The sequence below is a fragment of the Streptomyces sp. NRRL B-1347 genome, assembly GCF_000720325.1.
Taxonomy (GTDB): domain Bacteria; phylum Actinomycetota; class Actinomycetes; order Streptomycetales; family Streptomycetaceae; genus Streptomyces.
In genome coordinates, this window is sequence record NZ_JOJM01000092.1 from 1 (window position 1) to 22682 (window position 22682).

Annotated in this window: 19 protein-coding genes; 5 read left to right on the forward strand and 14 right to left on the reverse strand. The window is 73.5% G+C overall.

From position 1 onward, the window contains the following. Positions 1–124 precede the first annotated feature (124 nt). On the forward strand, positions 125–838 hold the full coding sequence (locus tag IG74_RS0140685; protein ID WP_030687953.1) for a PspA/IM30 family protein: 714 nt from the start codon (positions 125–127) through the stop codon (positions 836–838). 203 nt (positions 839–1041) lie between these two features. Here the strand turns inward: IG74_RS0140685 and IG74_RS0140690 are convergent, their stop codons facing one another. The 8 genes from IG74_RS0140690 to IG74_RS0140730 form a co-directional block, all read right to left on the reverse strand. Continuing rightward, positions 1042–3609 carry a SpoIIE family protein phosphatase gene (locus IG74_RS0140690; protein WP_078869492.1) on the reverse strand — a complete coding sequence of 856 codons (2568 nt, stop codon included), beginning with the start codon at positions 3607–3609 and terminating at the stop codon, positions 1042–1044. Positions 3610–4270: 661 nt separating this feature from the next. Beyond that, on the reverse strand, positions 4271–4723 hold the full coding sequence (locus tag IG74_RS0140695; protein ID WP_234334615.1) for an ATP-binding protein: 453 nt from the start codon (positions 4721–4723) through the stop codon (positions 4271–4273). Positions 4724–4970: 247 nt separating this feature from the next. Then, the gene (locus tag IG74_RS0140700; protein WP_030687958.1) at positions 4971–5375 is read right to left on the reverse strand and encodes a (deoxy)nucleoside triphosphate pyrophosphohydrolase; all 405 of its coding nucleotides are present in this window, start codon (positions 5373–5375) and stop codon (positions 4971–4973) included. Positions 5376–5399: 24 nt separating this feature from the next. Continuing rightward, positions 5400–5582: an SPOR domain-containing protein gene (locus IG74_RS0140705; protein WP_030687960.1), complete on the reverse strand. Its 183-nt coding sequence runs from the start codon at positions 5580–5582 to the stop codon at positions 5400–5402. Between the two features lie 428 nt (positions 5583–6010). Continuing rightward, positions 6011–6763: a GntR family transcriptional regulator gene (locus IG74_RS0140710; RefSeq protein ID WP_030687962.1), complete on the reverse strand. Its 753-nt coding sequence runs from the start codon at positions 6761–6763 to the stop codon at positions 6011–6013. 146 nt (positions 6764–6909) lie between these two features. Then, the gene (locus tag IG74_RS48360) at positions 6910–8166 is read right to left on the reverse strand and encodes an alpha/beta hydrolase (RefSeq protein ID WP_051856455.1); all 1257 of its coding nucleotides are present in this window, start codon (positions 8164–8166) and stop codon (positions 6910–6912) included. Between the two features lie 208 nt (positions 8167–8374). Beyond that, positions 8375–9958: a S8 family peptidase gene (locus tag IG74_RS0140720; protein ID WP_030687966.1), complete on the reverse strand. Its 1584-nt coding sequence runs from the start codon at positions 9956–9958 to the stop codon at positions 8375–8377. A 384-nt stretch (positions 9959–10342) separates the two neighbouring features. After that, a complete protein-coding gene (locus tag IG74_RS0140730) occupies positions 10343–10849 on the reverse strand; it encodes a MarR family winged helix-turn-helix transcriptional regulator (RefSeq protein WP_030687967.1) in 507 nt (168 codons plus the stop codon). A 159-nt stretch (positions 10850–11008) separates the two neighbouring features. Between IG74_RS0140730 and IG74_RS0140735 the strand changes: the two genes are divergently transcribed. Both IG74_RS0140735 and IG74_RS0140740 read left to right on the forward strand, forming a co-directional pair. After that, positions 11009–11617 carry a malonic semialdehyde reductase gene (locus IG74_RS0140735; protein WP_030687968.1) on the forward strand — a complete coding sequence of 203 codons (609 nt, stop codon included), beginning with the start codon at positions 11009–11011 and terminating at the stop codon, positions 11615–11617. A gap of 39 nt (positions 11618–11656) precedes the next feature. Continuing rightward, on the forward strand, positions 11657–12895 hold the full coding sequence (locus IG74_RS0140740; protein WP_051856456.1) for an MFS transporter: 1239 nt from the start codon (positions 11657–11659) through the stop codon (positions 12893–12895). A 53-nt stretch (positions 12896–12948) separates the two neighbouring features. On the opposite strand, the gene IG74_RS0140745 is transcribed toward IG74_RS0140740, so the two are convergent. The 4 genes from IG74_RS0140745 to ychF form a co-directional block, all read right to left on the reverse strand. Continuing rightward, positions 12949–14367: an amidase gene (locus IG74_RS0140745; protein ID WP_030687971.1), complete on the reverse strand. Its 1419-nt coding sequence runs from the start codon at positions 14365–14367 to the stop codon at positions 12949–12951. A 41-nt stretch (positions 14368–14408) separates the two neighbouring features. Then, on the reverse strand, positions 14409–14852 hold the full coding sequence (locus IG74_RS0140750; RefSeq protein ID WP_030687972.1) for a VOC family protein: 444 nt from the start codon (positions 14850–14852) through the stop codon (positions 14409–14411). A gap of 241 nt (positions 14853–15093) precedes the next feature. Then, positions 15094–17055 carry a helix-turn-helix domain-containing protein gene (locus IG74_RS0140755; protein WP_063761335.1) on the reverse strand — a complete coding sequence of 654 codons (1962 nt, stop codon included), beginning with the start codon at positions 17053–17055 and terminating at the stop codon, positions 15094–15096. Positions 17056–17221: 166 nt separating this feature from the next. Next, a complete protein-coding gene (gene ychF / locus IG74_RS0140760; RefSeq protein WP_030687974.1) occupies positions 17222–18310 on the reverse strand; it encodes a redox-regulated ATPase YchF in 1089 nt (362 codons plus the stop codon). A gap of 291 nt (positions 18311–18601) precedes the next feature. On the opposite strand from ychF, the gene IG74_RS0140765 reads away from it, so the two are divergent. Next, the gene (locus IG74_RS0140765; protein ID WP_030687975.1) at positions 18602–19255 is read left to right on the forward strand and encodes a DUF6542 domain-containing protein; all 654 of its coding nucleotides are present in this window, start codon (positions 18602–18604) and stop codon (positions 19253–19255) included. A 108-nt stretch (positions 19256–19363) separates the two neighbouring features. Here the strand turns inward: IG74_RS0140765 and ppgK are convergent, their stop codons facing one another. Both ppgK and IG74_RS0140775 read right to left on the reverse strand, forming a co-directional pair. Beyond that, a complete protein-coding gene (gene ppgK / locus IG74_RS0140770) occupies positions 19364–20104 on the reverse strand; it encodes a polyphosphate--glucose phosphotransferase (RefSeq protein WP_030687977.1) in 741 nt (246 codons plus the stop codon). Between the two features lie 40 nt (positions 20105–20144). After that, positions 20145–21140, reverse strand: a complete 996-nt coding sequence (locus IG74_RS0140775) for a 4-hydroxy-3-methylbut-2-enyl diphosphate reductase (protein WP_078869490.1) — start codon at positions 21138–21140, stop codon at positions 20145–20147. 89 nt (positions 21141–21229) lie between these two features. Here IG74_RS0140775 and IG74_RS0140780 point away from each other — a divergent pair, with 89 nt between their 5' ends. Next, complete coding sequence (locus IG74_RS0140780) at positions 21230–22627, forward strand: APC family permease (RefSeq protein WP_030687982.1); 1398 nt, start codon at positions 21230–21232, stop codon at positions 22625–22627. The last annotated feature ends 55 nt before the right edge of the window (positions 22628–22682 follow it).

Here is a 22682-nt window from a genome sequence, read left to right on the forward strand (position 1 = left end):
CCCTCTCTATTCGTCGGCAGCGTCAGATGTGTATAAGAGACAGCCCCCGCGGCCCCGGCCCCGTACCAAGACCCCTTAAGCCAAGGCCCCTTAAGCCAAGGCCTCGTAGAAGGAGAGCGACGACATGACCAAGCAGACCGTCCTCGGGCGTGTGACCCAGCTGGCGAAGGCCAATGTGCATGCCCTCCTCGACCAGGCCGAGGACCCGCAGAAGATGCTCGACCAGCTGATCCGCGAGTACACGGACAACATCAAGGAGGCCGAGCAGGCCGTCGCGGCCACCATCGGTGACCTGCGGCTCATGGAGCAGGACCACGGGGAGGACCAGCGGGCGGCCGTCGAGTGGGGTGCGAAGGCGCTGGCCGCGAGCCGGAAGGCGGACGCGCTGCGGAGGGAGGGGAGCGCCGTCGAGGCCGACCGGTTCGACGGTCTGGCGAAGGTCGCCCTGGGGCGGCAGCTGCGCGCGGAGAAGGAGGCCAAGGAGGCCGCGCCGACGATCGCCGCGCAGAGCGACGTGGTCGCGCGGCTCAAGGAGGGCCTCGACTCGATGAAGATCAAGCTGACGGAGCTGCAGTCGAAGCGGGACCAGTTGGTGGCCCGGGCCAAGGCGGCGCAGGCGCGGAACCGGATGGCCGACGCCGCGAGCAGCCTGGACGTGCTGGACCCGACGAGCGAGCTGAGCCGGTTCGAGGAGAAGGTGCGCAGGGAGGAGGCGCGGGCGCTCGGTCAGGAGGAGCTGGCCGCGTCGTCGCTCGACGCGCAGTTCGAGCAGTTGGAGAGCCTGAGCGACGCGGCGGAGGTCGAGGCCCGGCTCGCCGCGCTCAAGGCCACCACCTGAGCGCTCCGCTGGATCCGCCGTGCCATGGCGTCGTTCGCCTGCGGGTTCGTCGAGGCTGGTCGCGCAGTTCCCCGCGCCCCTTCGGGGCGCTTCCACCATGCGGCGGACTTCATCATGCCCGCTTAGCACGCCGACCCACCCCACCCACGCGGCGCCCGGGCGAAACCCGCGCAGCCCCCACGCGGAGCCCGCGCAAGGCCCCGTCAGAACAGGCTCATCAGCGCCTCCGCCGCATCCACCGGCGGCGTGTCCCCGTTCGGCAGCGCCAGTTCGAACCAGACCGTCTTGCCGCGCGGCGTGCGGCGCGAGCCCCAGGCCGCGCTCAGCAGGCCGACGAGCTGGAGCCCGCGCCCGCCCTCGTCGGTGTCGCGGGCGCGGCGGCGGCGCGGCTGGACCAGGCCCGCGTCCCACACCTCGCACACCAGGGTGCGGTCGAGGAGCAGCCGCAGCCGGATCTCGCCCTCGCCGTACCGCAGGGCGTTGGTGACGAGTTCGCTGACGAGGAGTTCGGCGGTGTCGACGAGCGCGTCGAGGTCCCACTCCCGAAGGCGCGCGCACGCCAGCTCGCGGGCGTGGCCCACCGAGCGCGGCTCGCGCGGCAGCGTCCAGTCGCCGACGTGCTCGGCGGGCAGCCCCTGCACGCGCGCCATGAGCAGCGCGATGTCGTCCTCGCCGTGGTGCGTGTCGAGGGTGCTGAGGACGTGGTCGCAGATGTCCTCAAGGGCCTGCCCGGGGTCGGTGAGGGCGCCGACGAACGCGTTCAGGCCCTCGTCGAGCGGGTGGTCGCGGGACTCGACGAGGCCGTCCGTGTAGAGGGCGAGCAGGGCGCCCTCGGGCAGGTCGACCTCGACCTCCTCGAAGGGTTCGCCGCCGACGCCGAGCGGCATGCCGGGCGGTACGTCGAGCATGAGCGCGCTCTCGCCCGGTTCGACGAGGACGGGCGGCAGATGGCCCGCGTTGGCGATGGTGACGCGCCGGGTGACGGCGTCGTACACGGCGTACACGCAGGTGGCGAGGTACACCTCGGCGAGGTCGTCGGTGTCGCGGGCGCCCCGGGCGGTGGTGCGCCGGGGCCCCGAGGGGTTGCCGAGGCCGCGGGCGATCTCGTCGAGCGCGGAGAGCACCTCGGCGGGCTCCAGGTCGAGCAGGGCGAGCGTCCGCACGGCGGAGCGCAGTTCGCCCATGGTGACGGCGGCGCGCAGGCCACGGCCCATGACGTCGCCGACGACGAGGGCGGTGCGGTGCCCTGGCAGTTCGATGACGTCGAACCAGTCGCCGCCGACCTCGGTGGCGGCGTTGCCCGGCAGATAGCGGCAGGCGATGTCGAGCCCCGCCGCCTCCGGGTCGCCGGGCGGCAGCAGGGAGCGCTGGAGGATCAGGGCGCGCTCGTGTTCGCGGCGGTAGAGGCGGGCGTTGTCGATGCAGACGGCGGCGCGCGCGGCGAGCTCTCCCGCCAGCGCTCGGTCGCGTTCGCCGAACGGCTCGCTGCCCTTCGTACGGGAGAACTGGGCGAGGCCCACGACGGTGTCGTGCGCGACCATCGGGACGGCGAGCGTGGACTGGATGAGGCCGCCGGTGAGCCGGGTCGGACCGCAGTCGTCGCCTGCGGCGATCAGGCGCGCCCGTGCGGTGCGCAGCGCGTCGGCGCAGGGCGAGGTGAACGGGAAGCGGTGCACGGAGCCGACGTCGATGGGGCCCGTGCCCTCGGGGAAGGGCGCGTCGGCCACGGCGCTCGCGAAGGCGACGCGGCGCAGCTCGGCGCTGCCGTCGGCGAGCCCTGGCGGCGTCTCGTCGCCGTCGAGGAGGCCTTGGTAGAGGTCGACGGACGCCAGGTCGCAGAAGCCGGGGACGGCGACGTCGAGGAGTTCGCGGGCGGTGGTCTCCAGGTCGAGGGAGTTGCCGATGCGGGCGCCCGCCTCGTTCAGGAGGGCGAGGTTGCGGCGGGCGTGGGCGGCCTCGCGGGCGGCGACGTGGCGGCTGGTCACGTCGTTGCCGAGGCCCGCGATGCCGATGGGGCGGCCCGAACCGCTGTGCACGCGGTAGAGGTTGATCGACCAGTGGCGGCGCTCGCTGCTGCCCGGGGCGGGCCCGACGATCTGCATGTCGGTGACGGCCTCGCCGGTCTCCAGGACGCGGCGCAGGGCGGCCTGGAGGCGGTCGGCCTCGTTGCGCGGCAGGTAGTCGTGGACGGTGCGGCCGCGGTGGTCCTCGGCGGCGCCGCCGAAGACGGCCGCGAAGCGGCGGTTGGCGCGCTGCACCGTGAGGTCCGTACCGAACAGGAGGAATCCGAAGGGGGATTGGCCGAAAATGGACTGCGAGGCGGCGAGGTCGGTCTCGATCTGCCGGAGCGCCCGGACGTCGACGACGATGCACACGGCGGACCGCTCGCCGTCCGCCGTCCTGGCGGGCATGACATAGACCTCGGCCACGCCCTCACGGACGGGGGTGCCGGGCGCGGGGGCGGTGGGCTCGGCCAGGAGGTCGACGGGCTCGGGCAGGGGCGGGGCCGACTCGGGCAGTCGGAAGGGGACCGACCCCGTCCATTCCCGGCCGTCGAGGATCTCGGCCATCTTCCGGTGGCCGCGCGGACGCAGCTCCCGCGGCACGAAGGCCTCGATCGGGTCCTTGCCGACGGCGTCCCGCGCGGGCACGCCGAACAGCCGCTCGGCCCGGCCGCTCCACTGGTCGACGAGCCCGTCCGGGCCGATCGAGAACGACGCCACCTTGATGTAGTCGTAGAGGGAGCCCGGCGGGCTGTTCTGCCAGATGATGTCGCCCGGAGTGAGGGGCCGGTCCTCGACGCGCGGGCGGGGGCGTCCCGCGCCGTGGTGACGCGCGTCGACGGCGTCCCGTGCCCCGGCTACGCCATGCGCCGCACCGGCACCTACCGTCCCGGACGCGCCGCGCCCTACGCCACGGCCGGGCTCCGGCCGCGCGCCGCCGCCCGTGCCCGGCCCCGGCAGCTCGCCGCCCGCGCCCTTCGCGGGCACGTCGCCCGGGGTGCCCTGGATCCGGTCCGCGCCGCCGTCGGAGCGCTCGGGTCCGGCCGCGCCCGCGGGGCCGCGGCCGCGCTCGGCCGCCGCGCCGACCGGGCCGTGGTCCACGCCGCCGCCTGCGGTGGTACGCGCGCCGCCGCCCGCGCTCGACGCCGCGGGCCCGGCCGGGCCCGCGGTCGCCGATGGGGCTGCCCGCCCCGCCCGCGCCGTCGGCCGCGTCGCACCCGTCGCCTTCGCTGGTATCTCGCTCACGCGAACCGTCCCCTCCAGCTCACCGCGTCCGGCACCGGTCACCGAATGTGGCTGCCCGCAGTATCCAGCACTACGGGGCCGTGCCACACGCCGTTCACGATCACAGCACGCACTTACCGCTTTTTGGCCCGTGACCGCCTTGTGCCCGACCCGTGCACTTGTACGTACCGGCGCTTCCTGTCTTCTAACCGGGCAGGGCCAGCTCGAACCACACCGTCTTCCCCGCTGTTCCCGTGCGTCCCGGGCGGGTGCCCCAGCGTCTTGAGGACCGTGCCACCAGCTGGATTCCCCTGCCGCCCTCGTCGTCGGGCGCCGCGACGCGCTCGCGCGGCGGGTCGGGCACGGGGTCGGAGACCTCGACGAGGAGCGCGTCCAGCGGGCCCCGCGGGCGGACGAGCCGGACGCCGATGGGCCCCGACGCGTACCGCAGGGAATTGGTCACCAGCTCGCTGACGAGCAGGACGGCGACGTCGCCCAGAGGAGCGAGGCCCCAGTCGCCCAGTTGCTTCCGGACGACCGCGCGGGCGGTGCGGACGGCGCCCGGGTCCGCGGGAAAATCCCACTCGGCGCAGTCGCCTTCGGTGTCGAGCACGCCGATCACTTCCCAGCCGAGCGACGGATCCATGTCCGGTTTCATGGGGTTAATGGGCACATACCCGATATCCCGGTGGGATTACCGTGTTCAAGGTGGCACTGTGGCACGAACGGCGTACGAGAAGCGGAACTCCGCCTTGACGAACCTCGCGCGCCCCCTGTCGCCCCGCGCCGCACAGAGAAGCGCCGGGCCCCCTCCCGCCACGCCGGGGCCGCGCCCGGAGAGGGGTACGGACGGGAAGGGGTATGGACAGGGAGCGGTACGGAGAGAGCGAGGAGCCTCGGCGGAGCTACCGTTCGCCCCGGCCCGCGAGGCCGAGCGCCCGGACGGCCGGCACGTCCCCCGCCAGCCACTCCACCGTCCACAGCGCGTCGGGCTCCAGCCAGCGCAGCTCGTCGTGGTCCTGGAGCGGCCGCGGCTCGCCCGCGAGCAGGCGGGCCCGCCACACCCGCATCACATAGCCGCGCCCGAGCGGGAACTCCCCCGGGACGCGGTCGACGACCTCCGCCTCGACGCCCAGCTCCTCCTTGAGCTCGCGCACGAGGGCGTCCTCGTCGCGCTCGCCGGGCTCGACCTTGCCGCCCGGCAGCTCCCAGCGCCCGGCCAGTTCCTCGGGCGCGCTGCGGCGCGCGGCGAGGAGGCGCCGCTCGCCGTCGTACAGCGCGGCACCGACCACCACGATCCGCTCAGTCATGCGCCGGAGCCTACGCCCGCGACGTCACCGCCCGCCGTTCTGGTTCAGCCGCTCGATCCAGTACAGCTGCTTGTGTCCGCGGTCGTCCAGGCTGTCGGCGATCTTCTGGGCCTCGGCCTTGGTCGCGTACCTTCCGACGCGGTAGCGGTTGCCGTTGTCGTCTTGCCGTATCACGAGCCAGGGAAGTATGACCGTGCCGTCGTTCATGCCGTCCCTCCGCTCCCCACCCCCGGCGCACCCCACGCCTCGATCAGTAAGGAAACCGCATTCCGCATATGCCCGAGCTTACGCCCGACCTTTACGCAGCGGATACGACTTTGCACAAAGAGATACGCAATCGGCCAGCACCAAGGGGGCGCACCCTCGCGGATGCGCCCCCTTCGACGGCCACAACCGGCCGCGACGAGCCCTAACTCACCTCCCTTTACGCCCCGTTGACCCAGGCGCCCCGCCGTCGTGCGCCCCGCCCACCGGCGGGCTCGGCGTCGGCGCGAGGACGGGCCAGGCGGTACCGCGCCGAGCCGCCCGCAGGGCCAACGGGCAGCGGGCCAGGGCGAGTCGGGCCGCGAGAACGGCCAGAATCCGGCGCCGCCGGACGCGCGCCGGAGCACCGGGAAGGCACGCCCGGCGGGCCGTCAGCGAACGGGCAGGTGGTACGAGACGCGGTACCGGTCGGCGGGCACCACGATGTCGGCGGTCTCCACGGGGCGCCCCGACGCGTAGTACGTGCGCTGGACGACGAGGACGACGTGCCCCGGCACCCCGCCGAGCGCGAGGAGTTCCTCGGCGAGGCCGGGGCGGGCGCCGACCTCCTCGGCCACGTTGTCCACGACGACGTCGATGGCGGCCATCCGGTCGACGACGCCGCAGCCGCCGAGGGGGCCCTCCTCCGGGAGCATCACGGGGGTGCGGCCGGTGACGGCGAGCGGCTCCCAGGAGGTGGAGAGCATCATCGCCTCGCCCGCGTCCCGGAAGACGTACTTGGTGCACATCACGCGGTCGCCCACGCGGATGCCGAGCCGCTCCGCGACCGCGCCGTTCGCCTCCGCCTGCTCGCTGCGGGACTCCCAGGTGCCGCGGGTGCCGTCGGCGGCCTGCTCCTGACGAAAGGGCGAGGAGGCGCCGGGGCCGCGGAAGCCCGTGCGCGCGATGCGGCGCGGGACGGGGCGCTCGCGCACATAGGTGCCGGAGCCGGAGCGCCCCTCGACGAGCCCCTCGGCCATGAGGACCTTGCGGGCTTCGAGGGCGACCGTGTCCGAGACGCCGTACTCCTCGCGGATCCTGGCCTGCGAGGGGAGACGGGTGTGCGGAGGCAGCGAACCGTCGGCGATCTTCTTGCGGAGATCACCCGCGACGCGCAGATACGCAGGCTGCTCACCGAAAGTCACTGGCCACTCCCATCAGGTTGACAGACAGCAACAGCGTGGCAACCGTGGGTTGTTGGCCGCAACCCTAGGCCAAGGATTCACCCGAAGTGATGATTTCCCGCTCCACAGGGCTTTACGCAGCGCGTCTCCAGCGCTATATCCCTCAACTATCCACCCTGCGCGGCCTGTTGACGCTCATCCGTCCGCCCGGTGAGACCGTCCGGCCGGGGTGACCGCCCCGCGATCCCGTCCAGGAAGCGCCCGAGCGCGGCCCGCGCGACCTGGCTCGCCCACCCGCCCCAGTTGACGTCGAAGCAGTGGTCCGCCCACGGCAGTTCCACGTACGTCGCGGGGGCTCCGGCGGCGGCGAGGCGTCGTGCCAGGTCACGCGCCTGCGCGACCGGTACGGCCCGGTCCGCGCCGCCGTGCAGGAGCAGCGTGGGCGGCACCCGGCGGTGGACGAGGCGCGCGGGCGAGCCGAGCCGGTAGCGCTCGGGAGCGCCGCGGGCCGAACCGCCCATCAGGCGCGGCATCAGCGGATCGGCCCGCAGCACGGTCCGCTCGATGAGGCGTCGCATGTCGGTGGGCCCGTACAGCGAGACCACCCCGGCCACGGCGCTGTCACGCATCGCGCACGCCGACCGCGTGCGGTGCTCACTCTTCGTACCCGCCGCACGCCAAGCGCCCGGTGCGCGCGAGGACGGCGCCCGCGCGTAGGCCGCGGCGAGCGCCAGGTTGCCCCCGGCGGAACTGCCCGCGAGGACCAGGCGCTCGGGGTCCACGCCGTACGTGCGCGCGTGCCGCCGCACCCAGCGCACCGCGCACCGTACGTCACGGATCTGGTCGAGCTGCGTGGCGCGCGGCGCCAGGCGGTAGTCGATGTCGAAGACCGACCAGCCGCGCGCGTTGAGCCAGCGGTTCCAGCGGGGCGACTGGCTGCGGTGGCCCTTGTTCCAGCCGCCGCCGTGCACCCAGACCACGGCGGGCCGCCGCGCCGCGGCGCGCTCGGGCAGCGTCCACAGGTCGAGCTTGACACGCTCGCCGCCGGGGCGCGCGTAGGTGATGCCGCGCCCCCGGTCGGGCGTCTTGGCGTAGTTGACCCCGCCGCCGACGTACGCGCCGAGGTCGAGGGTCGTGCCGTGGCGCTCGGCGGTGCGGTACGCCGCCGCGTACGGCATCGCCCCGTACACCAGGGCGGCGAACGCGGTGAGGGCCGCGGCGCCCGCCCACCACGGGTACCGCCGCCCCGCGCCCGCCGCGGCCGCGAGGCCGAGCAGCGCGGGCGGCACGAGGACGAGGCTCCAGGAGGTGACCGCGACGGCGACGGCCACGAGGGCGGGGATCCGGGGCAGTGGCGCGGCGACGAGCACGGCGAGCGCTGCGTTGAGCAGGCAGAGGGCGGCCAGGAGCGCGCGGATGACCACGCCACAGAACTATCACAGAAGCAGACAAAAGGGCCTTAGGGTCACCTTCCCGGCCTCCCCGGGCGCGCCCCGGCGACCGGCCCGCACGCGCCTGGTGTCCCCATGGGTCCCGTACGCGCCTCGTCCCCGCGGGCGGCCGGGGCGGACCCGGAACCGCGCCGCGGGGACGAGGTCATGCACCACTCATGTCACTGCCGCGGGCGGGGGCTCAGAACTGCAGGCCCCAGCTGTCGAGCGTGCCCTCGTCCTGGTCCGCGTTGTCGGTCACCCGGAGCTTCCAGGTGCCGTTGGCGGTCTCGGAGGAGGCGTTGACCGTGTACGAGGTGTTGATGTCGTCCGAACTGCCGCCCACGCCGAAGTCCTTGAGGACGTAGGCCGTGGTGTCGGGGGCGACGAGTTCGACCTTCAGGTCACCGATGTACGTGTGCTTGATGGCGACCGGCACGCTCAGCGACGACGGGGCGTTGCCCGGGACGCCGGAGACCGTGATGGGGGACTCCACGGAGGAGTTGTCGGTGATGGAGAAGTCCGCGCCGTTCTCGAACTTCGGTCCCGGCGGGTTGGTGCCGCCCGGGCCCACGTACAGCAGGCGGTTGGGCGAGCCGGTGCCGGGGCTGCCGACGACGTTCGGGGTCGCCGCGCTGACCAGGGCCTGGGAGACCTGGGCCGGGGTCGCCGTCGGGTTCTCGGCGACGTACAGGGCGGCGGCGCCCGCGACGTGCGGCGAGGCCATCGACGTACCGGAGATGGTGTTGGTCGCCGTGTCGTTGGTGTTCCACGTCGACGTGATGCCCGACCCCGGGGCGAACAGGTCCAGGACGGTGCCGAAGTTGGAGTAGCTGGCCTTGGCGTCGGTGTTGGTGGTGGCGCCGACGGTGATGGCCTCGGTGACGCGGGCGGGCGAGCGGGTGTTGGCGTTGGTGGTCTCGTTGCCCGCGGCGACGGCGTAGGTGATGCCGGCGGCTATGGAGTTGCGCACGGCCGTGTCGAGCGCGCTGTCGGCCGGGCCGCCGAGGCTCATGTTGGCGACGGCGGGCTTGGTGGCGTTGCGCGTCACCCAGTCGATGCCCGCGACGACCTGGGCGGTGGTGCCGGAGCCCGAGTTGTTGAGCACGCGGACGCCGACGATCTTCGCCTTCTTGGCGACGCCGTGCGCGATGCCGCCGACGGTGCCCGCGACGTGCGTGCCGTGGCCGTGGCCGTCCTGCGCGACGTTGTCGTTGTCGACGGCGTCGTAGCCGTCGGCGGCGCGGCCGCCGAAGTCCTGGTGGCTCTTCCGGACGCCGGTGTCGATGACGTAGACGGTGGCGCCCTCACCGGCCTTGTCCGGATACGTGTACTTCTGGTCGAGGGGGAGGTTGCGCTGGTCGATGCGGTCCAGGCCCCACGACGGCGGGTTGAGCTGGGTGGCGGCGACCGTGTAGGTGCGGTTCTGCACGACGGAGGTGACGGCGGGGTCCGCGGCGAGCTTCTTCGCCTCGGCCTCCGAGGCCTCGACCTCGTAGCCGTTGAGCACCTTCTTGTACGTCCGCTCGATCTGCGCGCCGTGCTTCTTCGCGAGCGCGCGGCCCTTGGCCGAATCCGCCTTCGCGGCGTCCTCGTCGAGCGTGACGATGTAGCTGTTCGCGACGGCGCCCGGGGCGCCCGCGTACTGGATCCTGCCTTCCGCGCCCTTCGCGTCGGCGGCCGCGGGGAGGGCGGACACGACGCCCAGGGCGACCGCCGTGGCGGCGGTCAGGGCGAGGGAGCCGGCACCTGTCAGTCTTCGTCGACTGTGACGCGTCACTGCCATCTGAGGGGTCCTCCTCGATCGGTGGTGCGCCTGTGGGGGATGCGACAGGGGCATGACAATGCAGTGGCGCCACGCCTACACCGAGTTGATCAGCGTTCAACTCTCTGTCGCCGTCGAAAGGTTGGCGGATCCCCGGGAGGCGCACAAGGGTGGGGTTCGGACGTAACACGATTGCCATGTGCGGGTCATGGCCGAAAAGCAGCGACGGGCGGGCCCGTTGGGGCCCACCCGCCCTTCTGGGGCGGCCTCGGCGGCGCTCCGCGGCTCCCACCTCTGGCGCGAACCCGGCGGCGGCGAACGGCGACGCCGGACAGCCGCACCCGACACCGGGCGGCCCGCCGCACCGGACTCCGAGCGGCCCGCCGCGCGGGCCCGCGCCGCCGGTTACGTGATCGACGTGTCGCCGTGCAGCTCCAGGAACTTGCGGAGCAGCTCGGCGGCGCGCTCGATCTCCTCGCGGTCGAGGCCCTCGACGAGCCGGTCGTAGTTCTGCAGGTGCTCGACCATCAGCGTGTCCGTGAGCTCCTTGCCGCGCTCGGTGAGCCGGATCTTGACGGTGCGCCGGTCGTCGCCGTCCCGGACGCGCTCGACCAGGCCCTTGGCCTCCATGCGGTCGATGCGGTTGGTGATCGCGCCCGAGGTCACCATGGCGGCCTTGAGGAAGGCCCCGGCGGTCAGGGCGTACGGCGGCCCCGAGCGGCGCAGCGTGGTGAGGACGTCGAACTCGCCGGTCTCCACCCCGTGCAGGGCGCCGAACGCCTTCGCCTCCCGGTCGAGCACCCGGTGCATGCGCTGCACCCTGGCGATCAGCTGCACCGGCCACAGGGCGTCGGTCAGCTCGGGCCGCTCCTTCTCCCACTGCCCGACGATGGCGTCCACGGCGTCGCTCATGGGGCCCACTCTCCTTCAGCTCTCTCAACGGACGTCTTCTCAATGTTAAGACACTTGACGCTGAACGAACCTCCGTGCTTTTATCTCAACGTTGAAACTCTCACTGCTCAGAAGACGAGAGTGAAGAGAACGAACGCGAAGAGAATGAAGGAGCACGCCATGTCCGCCACCGCCACGACCGCTCTCACCCTCGGCCCCCAGGCCCAGGACCTGCTCTTCCGCGAGGCCCGCACCGCCAACACCTTCACCGCGGAGCCCGTCACCGACGACCAGGTCCGCGCCATCTACGACCTGGTCAAGTACGGGCCGACGGCCTTCAACCAGTCGCCGCTGCGCGTGGTGCTCGTCCGCACCCCGCAGGGACGCGAGCGGCTCGTCAAGCACATGGACGAGGGCAACCGCGCCAAGACCGCCACCGCCCCGCTCGTCGCGATCCTCGCCACGGACCACGAGTTCCACGAGGAGATGCCGCGCCTGGTGCCGCACGCGCCCGACGCCGGCCGCCTGTACTTCTCCGAGCGCGCGGTGCGCGAGCGGTCCGCCGCGCTCAACGGGGCCCTCCAGGCCGCGTACTTCATCGTCGGCGTGCGCGCGGCGGGCCTCGCCGCAGGGCCGATGACCGGGTACGACGCCGAGGGCCTGCGCACCGAGTTCCTTGACGACGACCACGAGCCGCTGATGGTCGTCAACATCGGCAGGCCCGGCCCCGACGCCTGGTTCCCGCGCTCGCCCCGGCTGCCCTACGACGACGTCGTCACCACGGTCTGACGCCCGGCCGCCGCACACCATTCACTTCAGGGGGTTCCCATGTCCATCGCCACCGTCATCGGCAAGGCCGTCCCGCGCGCCGCCACCACCACCAAGGCCGCCGCCGCCCGCTCCGGCCAGGTCCCCATCGGCTGGCTGGCGCTGCTCGCCACGCCCATCGCCGCGGGGGCCAACGCGCCGGTGCTGATCCTGCCGGACATGGCACGCTCCCTCGGCGTCCCCACCGCCACGGCGACGTGGCTGGTCACCGCCTTCGCCTGGGCCATGGCCGCGGGCACCCCGCTGCTCGCCGGGCTGCTGCGCCGCCGCGGGCTCGCCACGGTGCTGCGGCTGAGCACGGCTCTCGTCCTCGGCGGCACGGCGCTCGTCGCCGCCGCGCCCTGGCTGCCCGTGGCCCTGGTGGGCCGCGCCGCGCAGTCCCTCGGCGGCGCGGGCCTGGTCGCCATCGCGATGAGCCTCGCGGGCAACGCCCGCCGCATGGGCGTGATCAGCTCCGGCTTCGGCGTCCTCGGCGCGGCCGGACCGCTGCTCGGCGCGACGCTCACCGACGCGGTGTCGTGGCGGCTCGCGCTCGCGGTGTCGTCCGTCGCGGTCCTCGCGGTCCCGGCGGTGGCCCGGTACGCGGGGCAGACGCCGCCCGCCCAGGGCCGCTTCGACGCCCGGGGCGCCGCCCTCCTCATCGCGCTCGCCACGTCCCTGATCCTGCTGCCGACCACCCCCCTGGCCGCGCTCGCCGGTGCCCTGGTCTCCGCCGTGCTCCTCGCCCTGCACGTCCGCCGCCGCCCCGAGGGCTTCGTCCCGGCCCGGCTGGTCCGCTCCCCGCTCTTCCTGACCTCCGCGGTGCTCGCGGCGGCCCTGTCCACCGCGTACTTCACGCTCCTGTTCACCGTGCCGCGGCTGCTCAAGGACCGCGCCGACTGGACCACCGGCGCGATCGGCACCGGGCAGATGGTGACCCTGCTCGTCGCGTCCGCCGCCTCCTGGCTCCTGGCCGCGGCCTCGGCCCGCATCGGCCGCACGGCGGTCCGCGCCGTCCTGATCTCGGTGGGCACGGCGGCGGTCGTCACCGCGGCCCTCGCGACCTCGGGCCCGCTGCTCCTGCTCGCGGCCGGCGCGGCGGCGTTCACCGCGACGGGCGCCAACGCCACGCTCTCCGTGCACGCCGCGTCGGCCACCACGGACGCCCAGCGCCCCACCGCGATCGGCCTGTTCGCCCTCTGCTACCAGCTCGGCGGCGCCTTCGGCCCCGGCCTCGCCACCCTGCTCGTCCTCGGCTAGCAGCCCCTGAACGCCGCGGCCCCCGCCCTGCACGGGCGGGGGCCGCACCGCTTTCACAGCGCGGGCCGCCGCCTCCCCCACCCCGTCGCGGCCTCGAACGCGGCCCCCGCCTCCAGGACGGCCCGCTCGGCCCGGGGCGGGCCCACCAGCTGGATCCCGACCGGGAGCCCGGCCGCCGTGAACCCGGCGGGCACGGCCAGGGCGGGCCCGCCGAGGAGCGACACCCAGGAGGCGGACCGCATCCAGTCGATGTACGTCTCCTGCGCCCGCCCGTCCACGACGTGCGGGTACTCCCACTCCACCGGGAACGGCGCGACCTGGCTCACCGGCGCGACGAGGACGTCGTACCGCTCGAAGAACCCGACGGCGGCCAGCAGGATGCGCGTGTGCTCGGCCGTGGCCGCCGCGAGGTCGGCGCCGGTCAGCCTGCGGCCCTCCTCGATGTTCCAGACCAGGCTCGCCTTGAGCAGCTCGCGGTGCTCGTCGAGCAGCGGCCCGAGCCCGAGCAGGAAGGCCTGCGCGCGCAGCGTGCGGAACACGGCGTCGGCCCCGTCCAGGTCCGGGCAGTCCTCCTCGACCCGCCAGCCGAGCTCCTCGAACACCGCGCCCTGCCGGTCCAGTACGTCCCGTACGTCGGGGTCGACCGGCACCCGGCCGCCCAGGTCCGGCGCCCACGCGACCCGCAGTCCCGCGGTGTCGCGCTCCAGCGGCGCCCGGAACGACGCGGCGGGCGGGGTGTCGAGCGAGAGCGGACAGCGCGGGTCCGGCCCCGCGACGGCGGAGAGCAGCAGCGCCACGTCGGCGACCGTGCGGCCCATGGGCCCCGGCACGGTCAGGCTGCCCCACACGTTCGCCGTCGGGTACGCGGGCACGCGCCCCGGCGTCGGCCGCAGCCCCACGACGTTGCAGAAGGAGGCCGGATTGCGCAGCGAGCCGCCCATGTCACTGCCGTCCGCGAGCGGCTGGAGGCCCGCCGCGAGCGCGGCCGCCGCTCCCCCGCTGCTGCCGCCCGCGGACCGCCCGAGGTCGTACGGGTTGCGGGTCGCGCCGAACACGGCGTTGAAGGTGTGCGACCCGGCCCCGAACTCCGGCACGTTGGTCTTGCCGAAGCCCACGGCCCCCGCCGCCCGCATCCGCGCCACGATCAGCTCGTCCTCGTCGGGCACCCAGTCGGCGAACACCCGCGACCCGAGCGTGGTCCGTGTCCCCCGCGTCAGATGCGTGTCCTTGAACGCCACCGGAAGGCCGTGCAGCGGCCCCACGTCCGCGCCCCCGGCCAGCCGCTCGTCCGCCGCGGCGGCCGCCGCGAGCGCCTCCTCGGCGGCCACCGTCACCACGGCGTTCACCTCCGGGTTCACCCGCGCCACCCGCTCCAGCTGCGCCCCCACCACCTCCCGAGCGGACACCTCCCGCGCCCGCACCCTCCGCGCGAGCTCCACGGCATCGACAAAACAGAGATCGTCATCACCCATACCGCACCACGGTGGGGACGCGGGGGCGGGGCGTCAACCACCTACTGCCCGGGCGGTGTGCGGGTTTCGACGTCGCCGCCGTAGGGCACCGTGATGATCTCCATGAGGTGGCCGTCGGGGTCCAGCCAGTAGACGCCGCGGCCGCCGTCGTCGTGGTTGATCCTTCCCGGCTCGTTCCGGTACGGGTCGGCGTAGTAGGGGATCCCCGAGTCCTTGATCCGGCCGAAGATCGCGGTGAACTCGTCCTCGGAGACCAGGAACGCGTAGTGCTGGGACTCGATGGGCAGGGCGGCCGCGTCCTCGAGGCCGGGGCCCGTCCGGTCCGCCTTGTCCAGGTAGTCGAGCGCGACGCCGTTGCTCAGGACCACGGGCAGGAAGGGGCCGAACGGCGGCTGGACCTCGACGCCGAACAGGTCCGCCAGGTGTGCGGCGGACACCTTCTTGTCGGTGGCGTTGACGATGGTGTGGTTGAGCTGGATGGGCATGGGGTCGGGTTCCTCTCGCCTACGGGACCGCGTACGGGGTGCGACCGGCTCGGTCACGACCCGACTCTCCCCGGGAGCCGGGGTCTCCGATAAGGGCCGCCGGAACCACAGTTGAGGACCCTCGCGCGCGCGTGCCGGACGGGTGCCGGAGGGCGCCTTGTGGACGGCCCACCACCCGCGGGGCGCGCGGGCGGCGAGCGACGGGGCGCGCGTGTGGGCCGCCCACCACCGGGCCCCCAGGTCAGTCGTCCAGGGCCCGCGCGGTGCGCCGCAGGCCGAGCGCGAGCTGGACCTCCAGGGCGCGTGCGGGCTCCTGCCAGGCGGTGCCGAGGAGCGAAGCGACCCGTTCGAGGCGGCGTACGACGGTATTGGTGTGGACGTGCAACCGCTCGGCGGTGCCCTTCAGTTCGGCCCCTGAGGCGAAGTACGCCTCCAGGGTCTCCAGCAGGCCCGTGGAGCGGCGTTCGTCGTGGTCCAGGACGGGGCCGAGGACGGAGCGGACGTAGCCGGGCACGTCGCGCTCCTGGGACAACAGCACGCCGAGGAAGCCGAGTTCGTCGGCGCACGCGCCCTGCCCGCTCCGGCCGAGCGCGGTCAGCGCGTCCACGCAGCGCACCGCCTCCCGGAAGGCGCCCCGCAGCCCGCCGGTCCCGCTGACCACCCCGCCCTCCAGACGGATGTCGGCGGCACCGGTCGTCACCGGCGTCCCGAGCGCCTCGGTGAGCCGGTGCGCCACGTCGCGCGCCGCCTTGCCCGCCCCCGAGCCCGGGACGGCGAGGACCAGCGTCTGGTCCCGGACGGTGGCCATGCCCCCGGCCCGCGTGGTGTGGTTGACCGCCCACATCAGGGACCGTTCGAGCCGCCCCTCCCGGTCGCCGTCGGGCCGGGCCGCGAGCAGCAGCCAGTCGCCGTCGGGCGCGAGCCCGAGGTGCACGGCCCGGGCCCGCGCCAGCCGCTCCTCCGCGGGCGTGGCGGCGGCCAGCAGGTCGTACAGCAGCCTGCCGCGCGCCTGGTGTCCGGCCTCGCGCGAGGTGCGGCACAGCAGCATCTGGAAGTCGGCCGCCAGGGAGAACTGCCGCAGCAGCGCGACCCGCCGCTCCTCTGCGGGGCCGTCGGCGGGTGCCTCGCCCGGGCGCACGACGACGAACCCGCAGCCGTCCTGCCCGGGGATCCGCCCCACCCAGGAGACCCAGCAGCCGGAGCCGTCCTGCACCGCCGTGCCGGACTCGCGGGCCCGCTCCACCGACCGCGACCACTCCGCCGTCGCGATCCCGGACGCGCCGCCGGGGCCCGCGTCGCCCACCGGCCGGTACTCGTCGGTGAGGATCCGCACGGAGCCGTCGAAGAGCTCGGCCCCCAGCTCGGCGAGGCCCTGGGCGTCGCTCTCCAGGGCCGTCTCCGTCATCCGCCGCTGCGCCGACACCACCGCGCGCAGGGAGTCGGCGGACCGGAGCGCGGCGCCGTACCGCTCCTGGCTCTCCAGCAGCTCGGCAGCCGTACGTTCCAACTGGTGCGCCGTGTCGATGGCGATGGCCGCGATGTCCCCGAGCGAGGACAGCAGGGCGACCTCGTCCGGGGTGAAGTGGCGCACGCTGCGGGCGGTGCCGTACAGCACCCCGACGCTGGCGCAGCCCCGCAGCAGCGGAACGGCAAGGACCGCCCGCGTCCCCTCGGCGCGCACCGCCTCGTCGATCTCCGCCTCGTGCGGGAAGCGGTCGTCCGCCAGATAGTCCGGGGTCCAGAACGGCGCGAGCCGGCTGCGGATCACTCCGCCCACGCCCGGCCCCCCGGCGGGGATCCGCAGCCCGACGACGAGCGTGGTCACCGCGCCGTCGGCGACCCGGGCACGCGAGTCGCCGGAGTCCGGGCAGGGCAGGCTGACGTAGGCCATGTCGAGCCCGAGCAGCAGCCGGGCGCGCCGGCACAGGATGCGCAGCTGCTCGTCCAGGTCGTGCACCTGGGTGAGATCGCGCAGGGCGTCGACGAGCGCCGCCATCCCCGCGGCCCGCTGCTGCTGGGCCTCCGCCTGGCCCCGCGCCCGGAGCGCGAGCTCCACGGCCTCCGGAAGCTCGGCCCCCTCCGCCAGCTCCTCGAAGGCCTCCCGGGGCGCGTTCCCCGCGAGCAGCCGCAGACAGCGCACCGCGAGGTCACCGCCCCCGGAACCCTCCGCGCCGCCCCCGGCCTTCCGTACCCCACCCACCATGCGCCCGACCACTCCCCAGAGCCGCCTCCAGAACGCACAACTGTACGGAAACGGCCCGGCACACTCCGAAGAGCACACCGGGCCGCGGGGGTCCGACCGTCGGGGGCCGACGTCAGGGACCGACCGTCGGGACCGACGGTCAAGGATCTGACCGCCGGACGGAACGTCAGACGTTGAAGCGGAACTCCACCACGTCCCCGTCCTGCATCACATAGTCCTTGCCCTCCATGCGGGCCTTGCCCGCCGAGCGGGCGTCGGCGACCGAGCCCGTCTCGACCAGGTCGGCGAAGGAGATGACCTCGGCCTTGATGAAGCCCTTCTGGAAGTCGGTGTGGATGACACCGGCCGCCTCGGGGGCCGTCGCGCCCTTCTTGATGGTCCAGGCGCGGGACTCCTTCGGGCCCGCCGTCAGATAGGTCTGCAGGCCCAGGGTGTCGAAGCCGACGCGGGCGAGGGTGGCGAGGCCGGGCTCCTCGGCGCCGACGGACTGGAGGAGCTCGAGGGCGTCCTCCTCGTCCAGCTCGGCGAGGTCGGCCTCCAGCTTGGCGTTGAGGAAGATCGCCTCGGCGGGGGCGACCAGGGCGCGCTGCTCGGCCTTGAAGGCGTCGTCGGTCAGCTCGTCCTCGTCCACGTTGAAGACGTAGAGGAACGGCTTGGTGGTGAGGAGGTGCAGGTCGTGGAGCAGTTCCTCGTTGCCCGAGCCCTGGACGATGCCCGCGGAGAAGAGGGTGTCGCCCTTCTCCAGGATCTCCTTCGCCGCCTCGACCGCCGCCACCTTCGGGGCGATGTCCTTCTTGATGCGCGACTCCTTCTGGAGGCGCGGCAGGACCTTCTCGATGGTCTGGAGGTCGGCGAGGATCAGCTCGGTGTTGATCGTCTCGATGTCGTCCTTGGGCGAGACCTTGCCGTCGACGTGCACGACGTTCTCGTCCGCGAAGGCGCGGATGACCTGGCAGATCGCGTCGGACTCACGGATGTTCGCCAGGAACTTGTTGCCCAGGCCCTCGCCCTCGCTCGCGCCGCGCACGATGCCGGCGATGTCCACGAAGTCGACGGTCGCCGGGAGGATCTTCTGGGAGCCGAAGATCTCGGCGAGCTTGTCGAGGCGGGCGTCCGGGACGCCGACGACGCCCACGTTCGGCTCGATCGTCGCGAACGGGTAGTTGGCCGCAAGGACGTCGTTCTTGGTCAGGGCGTTGAACAGGGTCGACTTGCCGACGTTGGGCAGACCGACGATTCCGATCGTGAGCGACACGTTGCGACTTCCCGTACGTGAGGAGTGGGGACTTGGCTGGGGCTGTGTGAGGGCCGCGTGGGCGGGACCGGCCGCCGCGCTCGCGCCGTCCCCGTCGTCCGGGGTCTCGTCCGGGGCCCGCGGTGGTCCCTCACCGGCCCCGCACTGCCTGGGGCACGATCCACCAGTCTACGGTGTGCCGCGCCCCGTGCCCCGCCCGCGTACCGCCCGGGCGTCGAACGCCGGACCAAGGTCGGCCAAAATGCGTGTCCCAGTCCCGGTTCCGCCCCCGGCGCGACCTAGGTTGGTGCGGTGGAGCAACACAGGACCCGTCCCCCGCGCGCCAGGCCGCGCCCCGCCGCGCCCCTGCCCGGGCAGGGCAGCCCCACCGGCCCCACCGGCTCCACGGAGTCGGCGACGGTCTACCGGGCCGCCTCCCGGGCGCCCGGCGGCCCCTCGTCCCCGCTCACCCGCGTCCTGCGCAGGACCCCGGTGTACCGCGCCCTGAACCGGATGCCGCTGTACCGCAAGCTGCGCCGGATGCCGAACCCGCGCCTGACCGGCCTCGGCAGCGGCCTGTTCGCGGCCGTCGTCATGCTGCTGCTCGCGTGCCTGCTCCGGCTGCTCTTCGGCGGCTCGCTGGTCGCGTACGGAGTGCTGTTCCTGCCGGTCAGCGCGCTCACCGCGCTGTGGGTGCGGCCCGCCGACCTGGTCACCGCGCCCGTCGCCGTGCCGATCGCCTTCGCGGCCGGGGTGCTGCCCATCGCCGAGGGCGCGGGCGGCTTCGGCGGCCAGTTCATGGGCCTGCTCACCTCGCTGGCCCTGCACGCGGGCTGGCTGTACGGCGGCACGCTGGTAGCCGGGGTGATCGTGACCGTACGAAAGCTGCGCCTGATGGGGCGCCGCCGGGCGCAGCGCAACGGGCAGCGCCCGCCGCGCCCGGTCCGCCGCGTACCGGCGTCGTAGCGTCGCAACGGGACAGAACGCCGGGTGGGACAGAATCAGCCCGTCCGGCGTTTGAGGACGAGCGCGCAGCGCGACAAAGGCCCCAGCGGGCGCGGGCCCAGGCCCGCCCTAGTCCCCGGCGGCAGCCATCGCGGCACCCACGATCCCGGCGTTGTTCTGCAGCTTCGCCGGGATCAGCTCCGCCTCGACGCCCTTGATCAGGGGCAGGAACTTGTGGGCCTTGCGGCTGACGCCGCCGCCGATGATGAACACCTCGGGCGAGAACAGCATCTCCACGTGCACCAGGTACTTCTGCACCCGGCGCGCCCAGTGCTCCCAGGTCAGGTCCTCGTCCTCGCGGGCCTTGGACGAGGCGCGCGTCTCCGCGTCGTGGCCGTTCAGCTCCAGATGGCCGAGCTCCGTGTTCGGCACGAGGCGGCCGCCGGTGAAGACCGCGCTGCCGATGCCCGTGCCGAGGGTGAGCATGATGACCGTGCCGGTGCGGCCGCGGCCCGCGCCGAAGTGCATCTCGGCGACGCCCGCCGCGTCCGCGTCGTTCAGGACGGTGACCGGGGCCCCGCCGAGCCGCTCGGAGATCAGGCCGCGGATGTCCGTGCCGATCCAGCTCTTGTCGACGTTCGCCGCCGTGCGGGCCGTGCCGTCCGTGATGACACCGGGGAAGGTGGCCCCGACCGGGCCCGACCAGCCGAAGTGCTCGACGACCTCGCACACCCGCTCCACCACGCCCTCGGGCGTGGCCGGGTGCGGCGTCAGCACCTTGTGCCGCTCCTGTGCCAGGTCTCCGCGGTCCAGGTCCACGGGAGCGCCCTTGATCCCGGATCCGCCGATGTCCACACCGAAGATCTGCATGGCCCCACGGTACGACGCCGGACCGGCGGTGACGCGGTGGTCACTGCTTCCCGGACAGCTCCGCGGCCTCGGTGCGCAGGTCCCGGCGCAGCTCCTTGGGCAGCGAGAACGTGATCGACTCGTCGGCCGTCTTGACCGTCTCCACGTCCGCGTACCCGCGCTCGGCCAGCCACTCCAGGACGCCGTCCACCAGGACGTCCGGGACGGACGCGCCCGAGGTGAGGCCGACCGTGGTCACGCCCTCCAGCCAGGCCTCGTCGATCTCGCCCGCGTTGTCCACCAGGTGCGATGCGGGCACGCCCGCCTCCAGGGCGACCTCGACCATGCGGATCGAGTTCGAGGAGTTCTTGGAGCCGACGACGATGACGAGGTCGGCGTCCTCGGCGAGCTTCTTGACCGCGGTCTGGCGGTTCTGCGTGGCGTAGCAGATGTCGTCGCTGGGCGGCGAGAGCAGGTTCGGGAACTTGTTCTTCAGGGCGCCGACCGTCTCCATCGTCTCGTCGACGGAGAGCGTGGTCTGGGAGAGCCAGACGACCCGGTCGGGGTCGCGGACCTCGACGTTCGCGACGTCGTCCGGGCCGTCGACCAGCGTGATGTGGTCGGGGGCCTCGCCCGACGTGCCGATGACCTCCTCGTGCCCCTCGTGGCCGATCAGGAGGATGTCGAAGTCCTCCTTGGCGAACCGGACCGCTTCCTTGTGGACCTTGGTCACAAGGGGGCAGGTGGCGTCGATCGTGGCGAGCTTCCGCTCGGCGGCCTCCTGGTGCACGGTCGGGGCGACGCCGTGCGCGGAGAACATCACGATGGAGCCCTCGGGCACCTCGTCCACCTGGTCGACGAAGATCGCGCCCTTCTTCTCCAAGGTCTGCACGACGTACTTGTTGTGGACGATCTCGTGGCGGACGTAGATCGGGGCCCCGTACTGCTCCAGGGCCTTCTCGACGGCGATCACGGCACGGTCCACACCCGCGCAGTAGCCACGGGGAGCGGCGAGCAGGACACGGCGGGAGCCAGGCGTTGCAGTCATACAGCCCATCGTAAGGCCGCGTACGAGAGGTCAAAGATCGCCTGTGTGGGGAGACTGGGAGCCAAGTGTGCGATCAGCGTCAGGCACCCGGAGGCACGATGTCCGCCCACAGCACGAATGCGCACCCGCCGTCCGACGGGGGCCAGGGGTCCGCCGCGACCGCGACGGAGGGCGAGGGGCTGCGGCGCAGCCTCGGCTTCCGCGACCTCGTCGTCTACGGGCTCCTGTTCATCGCCCCCATGGCGCCCGTCGGCGTCTTCGGGACCCTGGACGCCAAGTCGCACGGCGCGGTGGCACTGGTGTACGTCGTGGCGACGATCGCCATGGCGTTCACCGCTTTCAGCTACGCGCAGATGGTGCGCGTGGTGCCCCAGGCGGGCTCGGTCTTCACGTACGCGCGCGTGGGTCTCGGCAACGGCGCGGGGTTCGTCGCGGGCTGGATGGCGATGCTGGACTACCTGCTGATCCCGGCCGTGGCGTACCTCTTCTCCGGGATCGCCATGCACGAGCTGGTGCCGGAGGTGTCCCGGTGGGTGTGGACGGCGATCGCGGTGGTCGTGACGACCGCCCTGAACCTGTGGGGCGTGCGTCCGGCGGCGCGGGTCGGCTTCGCGATCCTCGCCATGGAGATCGTGGTCCTGGTGGTGTTCGTGGTGTCCGCGATCGTGGTCCTCGCGCGCGACGGCGCGGAGCGGGGCTGGCTGTCCCCCCTTTCGGGCGACGGTACGCAGGGCGCGTTCGCGCTCTCCGCCGTGGTGGGCGCGGTGTCCGTGGCGGTCCTGTCCTACCTGGGCTTCGACGCGATCGCCTCGTTCGCGGAGGAGGTCACGGGGGGCTCGGCGAAGGTGGCGCGGGCGGTCCTGTTCTGCCTGGCCGTGACGGGCGTCCTGTTCGTGGCGCAGACGTATCTGGCGGCGCTCCTGACCCCGGTGTCCTCCGCCGACCTGGCCGCGAACCCCGGCAAGCAGGACGCCGCCTTCTACTCCGCCGTGGACGCCTCCGTCGGCTCCTGGCTGCACGACCTGGTGGCGGTGAGCAAGGCCGTCGGCGCGGCGTTCGCGGCCCTCGCCGGGCAGGCGGCGGCGGGCCGGCTGCTCTTCGCGATGAGCCGCGGGCGGCGCCTCCCCCGGCTCCTGTCCCGTACGGAGTCCGGCACGCCGCGCGTGGCGCTGCTGTGCGCGGCGACGGTGACGCTGATCGCGGCGGTGTGGGCCGCGCGCCGCGACGACGGCATGAATCACCTGGTCTCGGTGGTCGACATCGGCGCCCTGACGGCCTTCGCCCTGCTGCACGCGAGCGTGGTCGGCTGGTTCGTGGTGCGGCGCCGGGGCGGCCAGGTGAGCTGGTGGCGGCACCTCCTCGTCCCCGTCCTCGGCACGGCGATCGTCATCGCGGTCATCACGGAGGCGTCGGGCTCCGCGCAGGTGGTGGGCGCGATCTGGCTGGCGGCGGGGTTGGTGGTGCTGGCGGTACAGGGCGTGCGGAGGGGGGCGTAGCGCCGCGGAGCGGCGGAGATCCGGCCCGGGCTGGGCAAGGCCGGGGAGCCACGGG

What these genes read in the sequence shown, in the direction of transcription:
- IG74_RS0140685 (WP_030687953.1), top strand. Translation starts at nt 125, where the DNA reads ATGACCAAGCAGACCGTCCTCGGGCGTGTGACCCAGCTGGCGAAGGCC.
- IG74_RS0140695 (WP_234334615.1), bottom strand. Translation starts at nt 4,723, where the DNA reads ATGAAACCGGACATGGATCCGTCGCTCGGCTGGGAAGTGATCGGCGTG.
- IG74_RS0140700 (WP_030687958.1), bottom strand. Translation starts at nt 5,375, where the DNA reads ATGACTGAGCGGATCGTGGTGGTCGGTGCCGCGCTGTACGACGGCGAG.
- IG74_RS0140705 (WP_030687960.1), bottom strand. Translation starts at nt 5,582, where the DNA reads ATGAACGACGGCACGGTCATACTTCCCTGGCTCGTGATACGGCAAGAC.
- IG74_RS0140720 (WP_030687966.1), bottom strand. Translation starts at nt 9,958, where the DNA reads ATGGCAGTGACGCGTCACAGTCGACGAAGACTGACAGGTGCCGGCTCC.
- IG74_RS0140730 (WP_030687967.1), bottom strand. Translation starts at nt 10,849, where the DNA reads ATGAGCGACGCCGTGGACGCCATCGTCGGGCAGTGGGAGAAGGAGCGG.
- IG74_RS0140735 (WP_030687968.1), top strand. Translation starts at nt 11,009, where the DNA reads ATGTCCGCCACCGCCACGACCGCTCTCACCCTCGGCCCCCAGGCCCAG.
- IG74_RS0140740 (WP_051856456.1), top strand. Translation starts at nt 11,657, where the DNA reads ATGTCCATCGCCACCGTCATCGGCAAGGCCGTCCCGCGCGCCGCCACC.
- IG74_RS0140745 (WP_030687971.1), bottom strand. Translation starts at nt 14,367, where the DNA reads ATGGGTGATGACGATCTCTGTTTTGTCGATGCCGTGGAGCTCGCGCGG.
- IG74_RS0140750 (WP_030687972.1), bottom strand. Translation starts at nt 14,852, where the DNA reads ATGCCCATCCAGCTCAACCACACCATCGTCAACGCCACCGACAAGAAG.
- IG74_RS0140755 (WP_063761335.1), bottom strand. Translation starts at nt 17,055, where the DNA reads ATGGTGGGTGGGGTACGGAAGGCCGGGGGCGGCGCGGAGGGTTCCGGG.
- ppgK (WP_030687977.1), bottom strand. Translation starts at nt 20,104, where the DNA reads ATGCAGATCTTCGGTGTGGACATCGGCGGATCCGGGATCAAGGGCGCT.
- IG74_RS0140775 (WP_078869490.1), bottom strand. Translation starts at nt 21,140, where the DNA reads ATGGGCTGTATGACTGCAACGCCTGGCTCCCGCCGTGTCCTGCTCGCC.
- IG74_RS0140780 (WP_030687982.1), top strand. Translation starts at nt 21,230, where the DNA reads ATGTCCGCCCACAGCACGAATGCGCACCCGCCGTCCGACGGGGGCCAG.